This is a genomic window from Streptomyces sp. DG2A-72 (assembly GCF_030499575.1).
Lineage (GTDB): Bacteria > Actinomycetota > Actinomycetes > Streptomycetales > Streptomycetaceae > Streptomyces.
On sequence record NZ_JASTLC010000001.1, the window covers coordinates 5,312,038 to 5,327,328 of the forward strand.

Annotated in this window: 10 protein-coding genes and 1 pseudogene; 8 read left to right on the plus strand and 3 right to left on the minus strand. The window is 71.4% G+C overall.

All coding sequences use genetic code 11. The annotated features are described in order from the left end of the window. Positions 1-163: 163 nt before the first annotated feature. A complete protein-coding gene (locus tag QQY66_RS25375) occupies positions 164-829 on the minus strand; it encodes a TetR/AcrR family transcriptional regulator (RefSeq protein ID WP_301987487.1) in 666 nt (221 codons plus the stop codon). A 107-nt stretch (positions 830-936) separates the two neighbouring features. On the opposite strand from QQY66_RS25375, the gene QQY66_RS25380 reads away from it, so the two are divergent. The 3 genes and pseudogenes from QQY66_RS25380 to QQY66_RS25390 all read left to right on the plus strand — a co-directional run. After that, positions 937-1,884 carry an SDR family NAD(P)-dependent oxidoreductase gene (locus QQY66_RS25380; protein WP_301982612.1) on the plus strand — a complete coding sequence of 316 codons (948 nt, stop codon included), beginning with the start codon at positions 937-939 and terminating at the stop codon, positions 1,882-1,884. A gap of 303 nt (positions 1,885-2,187) precedes the next feature. After that, positions 2,188-2,631, plus strand: coding sequence for an NUDIX hydrolase (locus QQY66_RS25385; protein ID WP_301982613.1), 444 nt, complete (start codon positions 2,188-2,190; stop codon positions 2,629-2,631). Between the two features lie 71 nt (positions 2,632-2,702). Next, positions 2,703-3,018 (plus strand): annotated as a pseudogene (locus QQY66_RS25390) (acetoacetate--CoA ligase); the annotation flags it as partial. A gap of 125 nt (positions 3,019-3,143) precedes the next feature. Here QQY66_RS25390 and QQY66_RS25395 read toward each other — a convergent pair. Further along, positions 3,144-4,481 (minus strand): hydrolytic protein, encoded by a 1,338-nt coding sequence (locus QQY66_RS25395; RefSeq protein ID WP_301982614.1) that lies wholly within the window; start codon positions 4,479-4,481, stop codon positions 3,144-3,146. A 234-nt stretch (positions 4,482-4,715) separates the two neighbouring features. Here QQY66_RS25395 and QQY66_RS25400 point away from each other — a divergent pair, with 234 nt between their 5' ends. The 4 genes from QQY66_RS25400 (at position 4,716) to QQY66_RS25415 (ending at position 12,161) form a co-directional block, all read left to right on the plus strand. Continuing rightward, complete coding sequence (locus QQY66_RS25400; RefSeq protein WP_301982615.1) at positions 4,716-5,408, plus strand: LuxR C-terminal-related transcriptional regulator; 693 nt, start codon at positions 4,716-4,718, stop codon at positions 5,406-5,408. 219 nt (positions 5,409-5,627) lie between these two features. Further along, complete coding sequence (locus QQY66_RS25405; protein WP_301982616.1) at positions 5,628-8,888, plus strand: hypothetical protein; 3,261 nt, start codon at positions 5,628-5,630, stop codon at positions 8,886-8,888. Continuing rightward, the gene (locus QQY66_RS25410) at positions 8,885-9,589 is read left to right on the plus strand and encodes a DUF4255 domain-containing protein (RefSeq protein ID WP_301982617.1); all 705 of its coding nucleotides are present in this window, start codon (positions 8,885-8,887) and stop codon (positions 9,587-9,589) included. The genes QQY66_RS25405 and QQY66_RS25410 overlap by 4 nt, the downstream gene beginning before the upstream one ends. 169 nt (positions 9,590-9,758) lie before the next feature. Next, positions 9,759-12,161, plus strand: a complete 2,403-nt coding sequence (locus QQY66_RS25415; protein ID WP_301982618.1) for an ATP-binding protein — start codon at positions 9,759-9,761, stop codon at positions 12,159-12,161. Positions 12,162-12,188: 27 nt separating this feature from the next. Here QQY66_RS25415 and QQY66_RS25420 read toward each other — a convergent pair whose 3' ends face one another. Beyond that, entirely contained in the window at positions 12,189-13,451 is a 1,263-nt protein-coding gene (locus tag QQY66_RS25420; protein ID WP_301982619.1) for a DUF4157 domain-containing protein, read from the minus strand. 249 nt (positions 13,452-13,700) lie between these two features. Between QQY66_RS25420 and QQY66_RS25425 the strand changes: the two genes are divergently transcribed. Then, positions 13,701-15,263 (plus strand): phage tail sheath family protein, encoded by a 1,563-nt coding sequence (locus QQY66_RS25425; RefSeq protein ID WP_301982620.1) that lies wholly within the window; start codon positions 13,701-13,703, stop codon positions 15,261-15,263. Positions 15,264-15,291 lie beyond the last annotated feature (28 nt).

Below are 15,291 nucleotides of genomic sequence, written 5' to 3' on the forward strand. Positions count from 1 at the left end.
CAAGTCGAAGACGGCACGTACGAACCGTCACACCTTTCCGCCCTCGCGGCCCCCGCTGAGCATCAGGTCACATGCACGGCTCGCTGAGTTCGGGCACCCCGGCCTCCACCGTCCGAGCACGCGAGAAGTGCAGAGGATTCTGCCTGTTCCAGTGCGACGCACGTCAGCTGCGGGGTAGCACCCCCAGGAGGGTTGCGGTCAGGGCCAGCTTCAAGTAGTCCTGCAGCTCCAGGTGGAAGCGGGCCAGGTCGGGCTCGGCCTGGTAGGCCGCCTGCAGACTGGGTGGGGGTGTGCTGTACGCCGACAGCGCGCCGGCCATGACCATGGTTTGCAGGCTGAACAGTGTTGCGTTCTCGCCCAGCTCCGGCAGGTACTTCTGGATCAGGGCGGTCATGGTTGTCAGGTGGTCCAGGGAGGCGCGCTTGTGGCGCGCTGCGACCTCGACGGAGACGTTGTGTTCCAGGACGCTGCCCTGTGCGCCGAAGAGGTCGCACAGCACCACTCGGCCGGAGAGTGAGCGGCTGAGGATCTCGGCCGCCGCTGCCGCTCGCTCGGTCATGGGTAGATTTTCGTTGATGCCGGCGGCCAACTCGCCTGCCAGTTCCGTCAGCCACTCCTGCAGGAAGTGGTCCAGCAGTTCCAGCAGCACCGCCTCGCGAGACTCGAAGTAGCGCAGCACGTTCGGCTTCGCCAGGCCTACCCGGCGGCTGAGCTCGTTCAGGGTGACTGCGGCTACGGGCATCTCGTCGAGCATCGCCGACGCCGTGTCGAGGATCGCCCGTCGGCGGATCTCCCGCTGCTCTTCGGTTCGCGCCCGCTGGAAAGTCACGATCACCAGCCTAGCTTAGGTACCTGCGGTACGTTGACAACGTACCAGAAGTACTTTAACGTCGTCGACACAAGATACCTTTGGTACGTTACGTTTGGGAGCCTGACATGAGCGAGAAGTGGACGACGGTGAACATTCCGGACCAGCGCGGGCGGGTGGCCGTGGTGACCGGGGCAAACACCGGACTGGGGTACGAGACCGCCAAGGCGCTCGCCGAGCGCGGGGCGTCCGTGGTGCTCGCCGTGCGCAACGTCGAGAAGGGCGAGCAGGCCGCGGCCCGCATGACCGGCGACGTGACCGTGCAGGCGCTGGACCTGACCTCGCTCGACTCCGTCCGGACCGCGGCGGCGGCGCTGCGGTCCCGGCTCGACCGGATCGACCTGCTGATCAACAACGCCGGCGTGATGTACACCCCGAAGCAGACCACCCGGGACGGCTTCGAGATGCAGTTCGGCACCAACCACCTCGGCCACTTCGCGCTCACCGGGCTGCTGCTGGACCTGATGCTGCCGGTGCCCGGCTCGCGCGTGGTGACGGTCAGCAGCACCGGCCACCGCATCCGGGCCGCGATCCACTTCGACGACCTGCAGTGGGAGCGGTCGTACAGCCGGGCCGCCGCCTATGGTCAGTCCAAGCTGGCCAACCTCATGTTCACCTACGAGCTGCAGCGCCGGCTCGCCACGCACGGCACGACCGTCGCGGTGGCCGCGCACCCCGGCATGTCCAGCACGGAGCTTGCCCGCAACCTCCCCACGGCCCTCCGGCTTCCGCTCACCTGGCTCGCGCCGCTGATCACCCAGACGCCGGCGATGGGCGCGCTGCCGACCCTGCGCGCCGCCACCGACCCCGCCGCGCTCGGCGCCCAGTACTACGGCCCCGGCGGACGCAACGAGGTCAAGGGCCACCCCCGGCTGGTCACCTCCAGCCCGGAATCGTACGAGGTGGCCGTCCAGCAGCGGCTGTGGGCCGTCTCCGAAGACCTCACCGGGGTGAAGTTCCCCATCGCCGAGTTCAAGCAGAACCCGCTTCCCTCCGCATCGGCCATCACGATGTAGCCCGCGCTGGTCGCAGGCGCCAGCTCGGCGCAGCGCAAGCGGGTGGCGCCAAGACCGACCAGGCGCACGCACTCCGGGTGGACAGTACGTGGTGGTCTTGCCCTCGGGACCCTGCTGAAAGGACATCTGCATCAGGTGCGGAATGCACGGGGGATCTGCCTCTCAGAGCCGCGACGATTCGTGCGGCGTATCGGCAACGGGCTTTCCACGGCACCCGATCGAGTGGAAGGGGCCCGAGCGCCTCCGACGGCCGGCAAACGTCCGCAGCGTGGTTGTCGGCGTAGGCGGCTACGCTCCCCGGCCATGACCACAGCAACCGACCGGAGGGCGATGCCCGACGCCTCCGTCGTCGTGGCCCGAGACGCGGACGGCATGGTCGCCGTCCTGACCGCCGAATTCCCCAAGCACGGCGGTGAGTACGTGTTCCTGCCCGGAGGGCGCCGGGAGCCCGGCGAGACACCGGAAGAGTGCGCGCGGCGCGAGCTGCGCGAGGAAGCCGGCGTCACCGCCCAGACCTGGCGCCCCCTCGGCTCGTACGCCATCACCCTGAACTCCACCGCCCGCATCTACCTTTGCCTGGCCGAAGGTCTCACCTTGGGGCCGCGACAACTCACAGCCGGCGAAGCAGACTTCAAACTCATGTGGTTGCCGATGTCGGACGCGATCCAGGTCGCTACAGAGGGACGCTTCCTGCTTCAGGGCGGCCCACTGGCGCTGCTGTTGGCCCAGCAGGTGACCGCGGCCTGACCCGCCCAAGAACAAGATCATGTCGGGTAGAGGCCGGCCCGGGCCGCGATCTCGTCGTTGCCGAGTCGAAGTACCCCGGTGTGTGGCGGCACGGCGACTGGAACACGGTCATGGGTCATGGGTCGGTGATCGTGCACGGTCGTTCCGACTCCACGCTGAACCGCAATGGCGTCCGGCTGGGCAGCGCCGACATCCACCACGTCGTCGAGCGGCTGCCGGGGATCGCACGACGAGATCCTCGAAGTCCCCGTCAAGCGGCTGCTGCAAGGCGCGCCCGTGGCGCAGGTCGTCAGCCCGGCCGCCGTCGACCACCCCGCACTCATCGAATACTTCGCCCGCCTGGGAGCGGAACGGGCCGAGAACGGGCGTCACAGCGGGCTGACCTGACCGAACGGACGCAACCCGGGTCCTGTTTCGGACCCGGGTTGGTCATTTCCGGACGGATCAAGATCCCACTCTTTACAGAGAACGCCGGGATCGATCCACAATGTCTGTGAATCGGGGGGTCCGATTCACTGCTTGGTGCTGCTGAGAATTCCGCTCACGTTCAGGACCTCGTGGCACCCCTGAGCCTGACGACCGGTCGCGGGCGTACCAGGCTTGGCACACGTCACGCTGATCGTCACGGTGTCGTTCTCGGCGATCTTGATAGGGGTCACCCAGTGGTAGTCCTGGTTACGGAAGGTCTCCAGCGCGATCGTGGTGATCTTGCGGTCGCCGAAGTTGAAGGTCAAAACCCCTTCGTCGCCCTGGAAGTTGGCGACGACGGCGTCCGTGACCCCGAAGACACTGTCCTTGGGCACCTTGTAGGACTTGGACGCGGTCTCCCCGGCGGCCAACTGCACGTCGATGGTCTCCGAGTGCTGGCCGCTGGTGCCGGTGACGCCGCCCTCGCCCGTGGCGCCCCCGCCCCCACCGCCCGATCCGGCCGGTGCACCCGGCTCCTGGCCGCCCGGCTGGGGATTCGAACCGCCGCCGGTCTCGGCACCCGGATTCTGCTCGCCCCCGGGCGTGGGACGCGGCTGGACCGCCTCCTCGGCGGCTTCCTTGGCGGCGCTCTTCACCGCCGGACGCACCAGTGCGAACCAGGCGATCAGCAGCGCGAGCAGCGCCGCCAGCAGAATCAGCAGCCATCGGGGGAAGATCGGGATCTGGACGAACTCCGCGTCCAGCGGCGGCCGGGCGGCGGGCTCGTCCCACCGGGGCTGCTCCTCGTCCCGGTCACCGGTCTCGGCGGTGTCCACCGTGAACGGCCACACCACCGGGGCGCCGAACCACACCGGCTTGGCCGTACGGACCCGCAGGCCGACCTCGGCCGACTCGCCGGGCTCCAGCTTGGGCTGCGCCGGGGTGAAGGCGAACCCCAGCTCCTCGCCCGCCTGGCCGGGCGTGAAGCCCACCTGCACCGGGGTGTTGCCCTGGTTGCGCACCGCCAGCTTATAGCGGCCGCGCAGCCAGCCGCGGCGTCGGCGCGGGGCCAGCTCGGTCTGCAGTTCGTGGAACGCCTCGATGTGCACGGTGGTCTCGAGGACCCGTACCGACTCGGGATGTTCGGTCGGCAGGACCCGCACGCCGAGGGGCTTCTCGCCGGCCCGGATGTCCGGGGAGCGCGGCGGGGCCAGACGAAGCGTCACCGTTTCGGAAGTGCCGGGATAGAGCGAGACCCGAGCCGGTTCCACGGTGGTCCAGGGGGCACAGCCCCCGACGACCTCCAGGTTGTACGCCTCGACGATGTCGCTGTCGTTGCGGACGGTCACAGTGGTCGTGGCGATCTCGCCCGGCGTCACCGTCACGGCCGGAATGTCGAGGCCGGGCGCACCCGGGCCGGAAGAGGCTGCAGAAGGCGTCACGCCACCACAGTAGAAGTGTGCCCCGGAGTCCCACGAGGAACGCGAGGGCAACACACGGGCAGTCACGCTGCCCGGCAAGCCAATATCAACTCCCTGGTAACGGTAGCTCGTTGATGTGGCGTGCCGTTTCCCGTGCGCCGCCCTCCGGTGGGCGCCTCGTCCTGTATCACCCTTGCCCACCAACCCCGGAACAGGTAACCAGCGATGTTATGTGCAGAGGAGACCAGCCCTGCCATGTCCGACACCACGTCACGTGATCCCGCCCCGGCAAAGGCCGCCCACCGGACGTCCAGAGCCGGACGTCCGGGCCGGGTGACCGTCGCCGTCTACGCCGCCGATCCGGTGCTGCGCGTCGGCATCGTCCACCAGTTGCGCCAGCGCCCCGAGGTCGACCTCGTCGACGACGCCGACGCGGAACGGGCCGAGGTGTCGCTGGTGGTCGTCGACAACGTTGGCGACGACGTGGTCGCCCTGCTGCACCGGCTGCGGCACAACAAGGCCACCCGCACCGGTCTGGTGATAGGCACGCTCGGACCCGGCGCGCTGCAACGCGTCATCGAGTGCGGAGTGGCGGCGGTGCTGCGGCGCGCCGAGGCCGAACAGGACCAGCTCCTGCGCCTGGTCCTGGCGATAGCCAACGGAGAGGGAGTGCTGCCCGGCGACCTGCTCGGCAAGCTGCTCTCCCACGTGGGCAACCTCCAGCGCTCGGCACTCGACCCCGGGAGCCTGTCCCTGTCCACGCTGACCACGCGCGAGGCGGACATGCTGCGCCTGGTGTCGGACGGCCTGGACACGGCGGAGATCGCGCGCAAGACCGCGTACTCCGAACGGACCGTCAAGAACGTCCTGCACGAGATCATCACCCGACTGCAACTGCGCAACCGGGCCCACGCGGTGGGCTACGCCCTGCGCAACGGGCTGATCTGACGGGCCGGTCGACTGGTTGGTCCGGCCAACGAATCCGACGTACTGGTCGACGGGTGCGTGCGAACCGTGTCCGGCGACCTCCGGGAACCCGGCACTGCCCGAAAGCGCACCCCATGTTTCCCCCGGGTACGTCCCCACCGCCCTGCCGCCCCGCACGGGGGCGGTGCAGGGTGGCGGGGGCACATCCAGATGCCGCACCAGACTGCGAAGGGGACCCTGATGGAAACCGCTGGCTCCGGCGGGCGGTACCGCCTCGGGAGACTCGGGATGTCGCTGCTGCTGCTGATCCCGCTGCTCGGGGTGACGGCGGCCGCAGGACCGGGCAGCGCCGAACCGCGGGCGCGGGCGGCGGCCGACGCCGCGGACACCCGGGTCGCCTACGCCGGTACCCGGCACCGCAGTCTCGGCAGGGTCACCTCCCCCACCGACGACCCCAGGGAGAACTTCAGCGCACCGCTGTTCGGGGCGGGCCCGGCGCACTACGACACCCAGCCGTCCGCCGTCGGCGACCAGATGGTCTTCGCGAGCCGCCGCGACGAGAAGAACCCGCAGATCTATCTGCGGGCCGCCGACGGTTCCGTACGCAAGCTCACCACCGGCATGGACGCGGCGCACCCCCAACTGACTCCGGACGGCCGGTCCGTGCTGTTCGACTCCGCCGAGGCGAGCGGCGTCGGCGGCGGGACGCAGCGCGACCTGTGGCGGGTGCGCGCCGACGGCACCGGTCTGACGCAGCTCACCGACACCCCGGCGAACGAGGAGGACCCGGCGGTCTCCCCGAACGGGCAGCGGATCGCGTACTCCAGTGACAGCGACGCGGCGGCCGGAGCACAGATCTACGTACGGCGCCTGGCGGGCGGCACCGCAACCCGGATCACCAATCCCGTGAACGGCACCGCCACCGAGCCGGCGTGGAACCCGGTGAACGACGACGTCAACCGGGACTGGATCGCGTACACCGCCACGGCCACCGTCGACGGGCAGCCCCGGCCCACGCTGCGGATCACGAACGGGACCAGCGACGAGCCGCTGTTCGCGGGCACGTTTGCCGACTGGCGTGCCCACGCGGCAGCGTGGAAGCCCGACGGGAACGAGGTGGTGTTCCTGAGCCCCGAGATCACCTGCGACTGCGAGGGCAACTACGACCACGTGTTCACGTTCCCCGCGCATGCCGGCGAGGACCCCAACGTGGAACCTCCACTGGTGCTCAACGAGGACCGGGAGGTCCGCTCGCCCACCTGGCTCGGCTCGAACAACGGCGGCGGCGTGATCGTGGAGCGCACCACGGCGGACGACCCCGGAACCCGTACCGATCCGCTCTCCGGCGCGCACGTGGTGACGCTGCAGGACGTCCGGGCGGACGGGTCCGACCCCCGCGACCTGGGGCTGACGATCCTCAACGAGGACCCGGAGGCCGACACCAACACCGATCCCGCCAAGGACCCGCTGTTCCGGCCCAGAGCCGAGTACGACCCGTGGACCGAGCGGCAGAACTACACGCCCGACGGCCGCCGGATCGTCGTCACCCGCTTCGAGACCATCAACGGTCGGCGCGTCGAGCGGATCTGGATGGTGGACGCCGACGGCTCCAACGCGGCCCCCATGCGGCTCGCCGGACGCGCCGCGGGGGACTGGGACACCGACCCGACGTTCTCCCCGGACGGCAAGTTCCTCGCCTTCACCCGGACTTCGCCGGGCGGTGTCGGTGAGGGCGCGGGACCCAGCCGCATCCTCATCGCCGACGTGGCCACCGGTGCGATCACCGGTGAGGTCACTCCGCCGGCCGGTGAGCTCCAGGGGCAGGACGCCCAGCCCACCTGGTCCTCCGACGGCACCACGCTCGCCTTCACCCGCAACATGGAGATCAACGGGGGCGGCGGCAACAAACACATCTGGACCGTGCCGGTCAACAACCTGGGCCGGCAGACCGACCTGAGCGCCAAGAACTGCCCGGGGGACTGCGAAGTCATCGACGACAGCCCGGCGTTCTCCCCGGACGGGCTCACCGTCGCCTACAACCGCAAGAACGGCGGCGGCGCGGTCGACGAACAGAACGGCCTGCTCCTGACGTCCCTGTCGGGCGACAACTGCCAGGTGCTGCTGCCCGCCTCCCTCCTCGACCTCCCCGGCGCCTGTGGCCGGGAGCTGCCGGACACCTCGGCCAATGGCCCGCACCAGCCGCGGGATGCCGCCTGGACGGCCGACGGCAAGAGCCTGGTGTTCAGTTCGCGCGCCGAGGCCGCGGTCAACAGCCCCGAGAAGCTGAGCGCCGTGGACGTCGAGTCCGGTGACATCACCCCGCTCACCTCCGATCTCCCGGGCCGGCAGAAGGAACCCGCCGTCCAGCAGTCCGTGGACCTCGCCCTAGAGGCGCCCGGTACCACGCCGGAGGTCACCGTCGGCGACTCCAGTACGGTCACCGTCGACGTGATCAACAACGGCCCCGCCGCCTCTCCCGGCACCACGCTGACCATCGCCCCGCCGCCCGGCGTGCAGATCACCGGGATCACCCATCCCGGGGGCACCTGCGACGCCGCCTCTCTCCAGTGCGACGTCGGCGTGGTGGAGCCCGGCACGACCGTGCCGGTCGACGTCACCCTCACCGGCGTCACGCCCGGCGACGCACCGATCGACTGGTCGGTCACCGGTACGGTCCTGGATCCGGAGCCCACCGACAACACGGGCCGGACCGTCGTGCCGGTGGTCGAGGAGGAGCAGCCGCCCCCGCCGAGCCCGAGCCCCACTCCGACACCGACGCCGCCCCCGGCGCCGCCCACCAGCGGGCCGCCCACCACCACGCCGCCCGGCGTGCCGCCGGAGCCGGAGGAGCCGAAGGCCGGACCCGGCGTGCGCGTCAACGCGCAGCCGAACCCCGGCTATGTGGGCGGGCGGGTCGTGGTGACGTACACCGTGCGCAACGGCCGTAACGCGTTGGCGACCGGGCTGCGGCTGAAGATCGGCCTGCCCAGGGGCATCGCGAACAGCGGGCCGCCGGCCGGCTGTGACACCTCGTGGGTGTGTGCGCTGCCGGATCTGAGGCCGGGCGGGAGCACGGTCGTACGGGTGGTCCTCAGCCCCAAGAAGGCGACGACGGGCCAGGCGGTCGGCATCCTCACCACCACCGGGACGGACGCCGACAGGAGTGACAACACCGCCCGGGAGCGGGTGCGGATCCTGCAGCCGCGCATCATCGCGGTGCCGGAGATCGGCAAGCCCGGCTTCGTCACCTCGGTGCGCGGCAAGGACTTCCCGCCGGGCGTGCCGGTGCGGTTCAAGTGGAACCCGGGGATCACCGCGGCGGCGGCGCCGACCATTCCGAAGCGGGACGGCACCTTCATCGGCCAGCTGCTCATCCTCGCCAAGGACCAGACCGGACCGCGCACCATCACCGCCAGGGGTCCCGGGTTCTCGCCGGTGAAGACGGACTTCCTGGTGGTCAGCGGCAGCGTGCAGCCGCCCGACGAGGTGAGCCGCCGGTGATCCACGAGGTCGACGAGGGGCTGCGGCGGCTGCTCGGCGAGTCCGGCCTGGAGGCATCGGGCGTCGAGGTCGTCTTCGACGCCCCCACCCGGGACTGGGCGGCGCGGCGCAGCGCCCCGACGGTCTGCGTCTTCCTGTACGACATCCGTGAGGACGCCGCCCGGCGCGGCACCGGCGCCGGGGAGGTGTACGACGAGGACGGGTTCCTGGTGGCGCGGCGCTCCCCGCCGCGCTGGTTCTGGCTGTCGTACATGGTCACGGCGTGGACGAGCCGCCCGCAGGACGAGCACCGGCTGCTCTCGCAGGTGCTCGCCACGCTGGTGGCCACGGACACGGTGCCGGCGCGGCTGCTCACCGGCACGCTCGCCGAACTCGGCCTCACCGTCGGGCTGGACGCCGGCGGGTCCGCGCTCGACGCGCCGGCCGCGTCCGATGTGTGGTCGGCGCTCGGCGGTGAGCTGAAGGCCTCGCTCGGCCTGCGCGTGCGCGCACCGCTCGCCGGTATCAGCCGGGTCACCGCCCCGCCGGTCACCGAGGGCCTCGTCGTCCGCTCCGCCGCCGCCCGCGAGGGCGAGGAAGCGGCACCGGGCCGCCGACTGCGCTACAAGGAGGTCAGCGACCCGGGCTCCGACGGCTTCACCGGCCCGCGTGAACGGGGCGAGGCCCCGGCCCGACGCCGCCGGGGGGACCGCCAGCCGTGACAGACGCTGCAGAACCCACTGTGGTCGGATCCGCCCTCCAGTCCGGCGCCGAACGGCGCCGCTGTGGGGACCGCGCTCCTGTTCAGTCCATCGCCGGCCGGCCGTGCCGGGGAGACCGCGCAACCGTTCAGCCCGACGCCGACGGGCGCCGCCGGGGGGACCGCCGGCCGTGACACACATCGCCGAACCTGTCGTCGCCGCACCCGGCGCCGTAACACGCCCTGCCGCTGAACTCCTCTCCGCCGACATCGACCCCCTGTGGACGCGACTTCGTGCGGTCGAGGAGCGGGTTCGGCATGCGGTGGGGGTGCGGCGGGCGGGGGATCCGGATCCTGACGATCCGTACCGGGGGCAGTACCTCACGCCCGAGGCGGCGGCGCGGATTCTGGACGAGCCGGGTGGTCTCGACGTACCCGGGGAGGAGCCCTGGCAGCCGCCGGCCGGTTCCGTACTCGACGGGCTGGCGCGGCGGTTCGGCCTGTCCCCCCTCGATCTGGACCTGCTCCTGGTCGCGATGGCGCCGGATCTGGACGCGCGGTTCGAGCGGCTCTACGGCTATCTCAACGACGACCTGACACGCCGCCGGCCCACGGTCGGGCTCGCCCTGGAGCTGTGCGGGCTCACCGGCGCGGCACCCGCCCGGTTCCGGCTCGCCCCCGGAGCGCCGCTGATCGAGGGCGGACTGGTGGAGGTCACCGAGCCGGAACGGCCGCCGCTGTCCCGGGTTTTGGTGGTCCCCGACCGGGTCACCGGGCACCTGCTGGGCAGCGTGCAGCCGGACGCCCGGCTCGCCGGGGTGCTCGGCGAGGCACGGGAGGACCCGACCGCCGAGGAGACGGACGTCCACCTGACCGCCGCCGCGGCCATGACCGGCGTCGGTCTCGTCCATCTGCGCAGCCGCGGCGGCGACGCCGAGGGACTCGCCGCCGCCGCCCTGCACGCGGCCGGGCTGCGCCCGCTCGCCCTGGACGCGGTGGCACTCGCCCGGCGCCCGGCCGAGGTGCCGGAGCTGGCCCGGGCGACCGCCCGCGAAGCCCGCCTGACCGGCGCCGGCGTCGTCCTCGGCCCGCTGGAGTCGCTGCCCGCCGAACCCGCCGAACGGGCCCGTACGCTCTGGACGTTGTGCGCGGCGTTACGCGGGATCCCCCTGTTCACGCACGGCACCGGCGGCTGGGCCCCGGAATGGGCGGCCGACACCCCCGTCGTCCTGACCGTGCCGGCCCCTTCCCCTGAACGGCAGGCCGTGCGCTGGCGGCACGCCCTGGAACGGGCCGCGGGTGACGGCTCGGTGGTGCCCGGCGGCGTCGACGGGTTCGCCCGGACCGCCGGTGACGGTTCCACGACCGGCCGCCTGGCGCGGACCGCCGGTGACGGTTCAGCGACGGGCGAGGCTGAGGCGCTTGCCCGAGCCGTCGGGGGTGGTGCCACGGCCAGTGAGGTCGGTGCGTTCGCCCGTGCCGCTGGGGATGGCGTCATGTCCGGCGATGTCGGCGTGTTCGCTCAAGTTGCCGGAGACGGGGCCACGGCCAGTGAGGTCGGCGCGTTCGCCCGAGCTGCTGGGGATGGCGTCGCGACCGGTGACGCCGAGGAGTTGGCGTTGGCTGTTGCCGCGCACCGGCTGGACGCCGGGCAGTTGCGCCGTGCCGCCGATGTGGCGGTGCGTACGGCCGCCCTGGCGGGCCGTCCGGTCCGTCCCGAGGATGTGCGGGCCGCCGTACGCGCTCAGAACGGGGCGGGGCTGGACCGGCTGGCCCGGCGGGTGGAGCCGGGTGTCGGGTGGGACGATCTGGTGCTTCCGCCCACCACCCACCGGCGGTTGCGGGAGCTCGCGCTGCGCGCCCGCCATCGCGAGCAGGTGCTCGGGCAGTGGGGGATGCGGCCCGGCGGGGGCCGGGGACGCGGTGTGATCGCGCTGTTCGCCGGGGAGTCGGGCACCGGCAAGACCATGTCCGCGGAAGTCGTGGCCGCGGATCTGGGCATGGATCTGTATGTGGTGGATCTGTCCACAGTTGTGGACAAGTACATCGGTGAGACCGAGAAGAACCTGGAGCGGATCTTCACCGAGGCCTCCGCGGTCAACGCGGTGCTGCTCTTCGACGAGGCCGACGCGATCTTCGGCAAGCGCTCGGAGGTGAAGGACGCGCACGACCGGCACGCCAACATCGAGTCGGCGTACCTGCTGCAGCGCATGGAGTCGTTCGACGGCATCGCGGTGCTGACCACCAACCTGCGGGCCAACCTGGACGAGGCGTTCACCCGCCGCCTGGACGTCGTCGCGGACTTCCCCGTGCCCGACGCCGGTCACCGCCTCGCCCTGTGGGACCGGTGCCTGGGCGACCGGCTGCCCCGCGCCGACGACCTGGACCTCGCCTTCTGCGCGGACCGCTTCGAACTCGCCGGCGGCTCCATCCGGGCCTGCGCGGTCACCGCGGCCTACCTCGCCGCGGAGTCCGGCGGCCCGCTCACCATGCGGCAGGTGGTGACGGCGGTCGCGCAGGAGTACCGCAAGCTCGGACGGCTGGTCCTGGAGGGCGAGTTCGGCCCGTACCTTGCCGTGGCCACCGGCGCGTGAGGGGCGGTCCGCACGACCCGCCCCCGGTCAGACGAGCTTGCAGGGCACGTAGGCGTAGCCCAGCCGGGCAGCCGCGGCCAGGCGGTGATTTCCGTCCTTGATGCTGATGCCACTCCCGCTGACCTTGATCTTGATCGGATCGAGCGCGGCGCTGTTCCGTACGCCGCTGGCGGCGTTGTTGAACTTAACCTCGTCGAGCCCGCCCGCAACGGTGTCCGCACGGCCGCTGGCCTCTTGCAGCAACGCGACGCTCACTTCGACCAGTTGATCCGAACTCACTCCGTACGCCTCGAAGTCCTGCAGGCTGTCGATCCACGCCTCGTGGAAGGCCTGGCCGTTCGCCTTGACGTTATAGATCGTGTCCCGCTGCGGTGTGAAGTGGCCGGTCAGGTCCGCCTGGGCCTTGTCCGCCCCGATTTCTCCGAGGCTGTAGTACATACTGAGGTCGTCGTCGGCCTTTATGTATCCGAAGTCGCCGCCCTCATCGAAGATCACGCGCTGTTCGGTACCAGAGAGCTGGAAGATCGTCTCGTTGGTCTTGGCGCTCTTCTCCCTGTCCAGGATGAGCCGCAACCCCGGGTAGTCGGGGTCGACGTGGGTGTGGTCGCCCTCCTCTTCGGCGGGTTTCGGCTGCGGGCGCCGCTGCACGGAGGGCTCGGCGGCCCGGTGGCGGGGCGGTTGGGCCGGGTGGTCCTCCGCGGGGGCCTGGGAGAGGGGCTGGGACAGCACCCTGGACGCGTTCGCCTCCGCCTCGCGCTCGAAGCGGTCGGAAGGGTCGCTGACCCGCAGCCCGTTGCCGTCGTCGGTGCCCGCGACGGGGCCGGTGCGCTGCTGGACGACGTGGGTCAGCTCGTGGGCGAGTGTGTGCCGGTCGCCTCCGCCCTCGCCGATGACGATGTGGCTGCCCGAGGTGTAGGCGCGGGCGCCGATCCCGGCCGCGGAGCTCCGGGCGGTTGCACCGGTGTGCAGGCGGACGTCGGAGAAGTCGGCACCGAGCCTGGCCTCCATCTCCTGGCGCACCGGACCGGCCAGCGGCTTCCCGGCCGATCCCAGCACCTGGTGCACGTCGGTGCCGGGCGCCTCGGGGGCTTCCTCGGTGCGGGCGCGGCGGGCGATCATGCCGGCCGCGATGGCGTTGCCCGCCGTCCGCTGTACGGCGCGCAACGCATCGGCGGTGAGCGGCGCGGGTACGGCGGCACCGGCGCCCGGCGTCTGACGGCGCACTGCCTGGGTGTGGCGCTCGGCCTCGTAGGCCTCGGTGCGCCCGGAACGCGACCTGGACCTCTGCACTTTGGTTCCTCCTCGCCGGCGCACCCCTGCTGAAGCTCCCCATTGGAACGTGCGGGTCGACGGGGCGTCCAGGTCCGCACGGGCAGTGTGAGTGCAAAGGCGGGTGATGTCCGGCCGGTCCGTGCGGGAGGTACGGAAAGGCAGCGGGCCTGCCCCCGACCGGGTCCCCCGGTCCCTGTCACCCGCCCCACCCGCCCCCGCAGACTCGGCCTGGACACAGGTGACAAGCAAGGACGCTAAGGAGCGAACATGCCGACGTACCTCACCCCGGGCGTATACGTGGAGGAGGTGCAGTCCGGTGCTCGACCGATCGAAGGGGTCGGCACCGCCGTCGCCGCGTTCGTCGGGTTCGCCGAGCGCGGACCCTTCCACGCGCCGACGCTGGTCACCAGCTGGGACCAGTACACCCAGGAGTTCGGTGGCTTCACCGAGGGCACCTACCTGGCCCACGCGGTCTACGGGTACTTCTCCAACGGCGGCGGCGCCGCGTACGTGGTGCGCATCGGCGGTTCCGCCGAGGACGCCTCCGCCCCGTCGGCGAACGGCGCCCGGGGCAAGCGGGACGCCAGGGTCGCGGAGCCGGTGGAGCTGGGCGGCTTCCTGGTCGCGGCCAAGGCCGGCGTGACCGGGGTGTCGGTGGAGGTCGCCGACGCGGGCGGTGAGAACCCGCCGGAGGACCGCTTCAAGCTGCTGGTCCGCAGGGGCGACGAGGTCGTGGAGACGTACGAGGCCTCCACCCGCAAGAACGTCAAGGGCTACCTGGTCAACCAGGCCCGCGCCTCCAAGCTGATCGAGGTCACCGAGCAGCGCGGCGCCACCCAGACCAAGCCCGCCACGCAGACCCTGGCCGTCCCCGACGCCCCGGGCGTCCCCGCCACGAACGGCGCCGGCGAGGTGGCCCGCCTCAACCCCGCCGAGTACGTCGGCGACTCCGCGGCCCGCACCGGCTTCGGCGGCCTGGAGACCATCGACGAGATCACCATGGTCGCGGTGCCGGACCTGATGAGCGCCTACCAGCGCGGCGACATCGACGCCGAGGGCGTGCGCACCGTACAGCTCGCCGTGATCTCGCACTGCGAGCAGATGGGCGACCGGGTCGCCGTCCTCGACGCCCCGCCCGGACTCTCCGCCCAGCAGGTGCGCACCTGGCGCAACGACGAGGCGGGCTACGACTCCCGCTACGCCACCCTCTACTACCCGTGGGTGCGGGTCTTCGACCCGGCCCTCGGCCGCAACACCACCGTCCCGCCGAGCGGTCACGTCGCCGGTGTGTGGGCGCGCAGCGACGGCGAGCGCGGTGTGCACAAGGCGCCCGCCAACGAGGTCATCCGCGGCGCGGTCGACCTGGAGATCCGGCTCAGCAAGGGCGAGCAGGACCTGCTGAACCCGATCGGCGTGAACTGTGTCCGGGCCTTCCCCGGCCGCGGCATCCGGATCTGGGGTGCCCGCACCCTCTCCTCCGACCCGGCCTGGCGCTACCTCAACGTGCGCCGCCTGTTCAACTACCTGGAGGAGTCCATCCTCCTGGGCACCCAGTGGGTGGTCTTCGAGCCCAACGACGACCGGCTGTGGGCGAGCATCCGCCGCAACGTCACGGCGTTCCTCCAGGAGGAATGGCGCCGGGGCGCGCTGTTCGGCCGTACCGCCGAAGAGGCGTTCTACGTGAAGTGCGACCGCGACAACAACCCGCAGGAGTCCATCGACCAGGGCCGGGTCGTCTGCGAGATCGGTGTCTCGCCGGTCAAGCCGGCCGAGTTCGTGGTCTTCCGGCTGGCCCAGTTCTCCGACAGCACCAGCCTCATCGACGAGTGACCCGCCGGGTCCTCAAGGAAAGGTGACA

What these genes read in the sequence shown, in the direction of transcription:
- QQY66_RS25380 (WP_301982612.1), top strand. Translation starts at nt 937, where the DNA reads ATGAGCGAGAAGTGGACGACGGTGAACATTCCGGACCAGCGCGGGCGG.
- QQY66_RS25385 (WP_301982613.1), top strand. Translation starts at nt 2,188, where the DNA reads ATGACCACAGCAACCGACCGGAGGGCGATGCCCGACGCCTCCGTCGTC.
- QQY66_RS25400 (WP_301982615.1), top strand. Translation starts at nt 4,716, where the DNA reads ATGTCCGACACCACGTCACGTGATCCCGCCCCGGCAAAGGCCGCCCAC.
- QQY66_RS25405 (WP_301982616.1), top strand. Translation starts at nt 5,628, where the DNA reads ATGGAAACCGCTGGCTCCGGCGGGCGGTACCGCCTCGGGAGACTCGGG.
- QQY66_RS25425 (WP_301982620.1), top strand. Translation starts at nt 13,701, where the DNA reads ATGCCGACGTACCTCACCCCGGGCGTATACGTGGAGGAGGTGCAGTCC.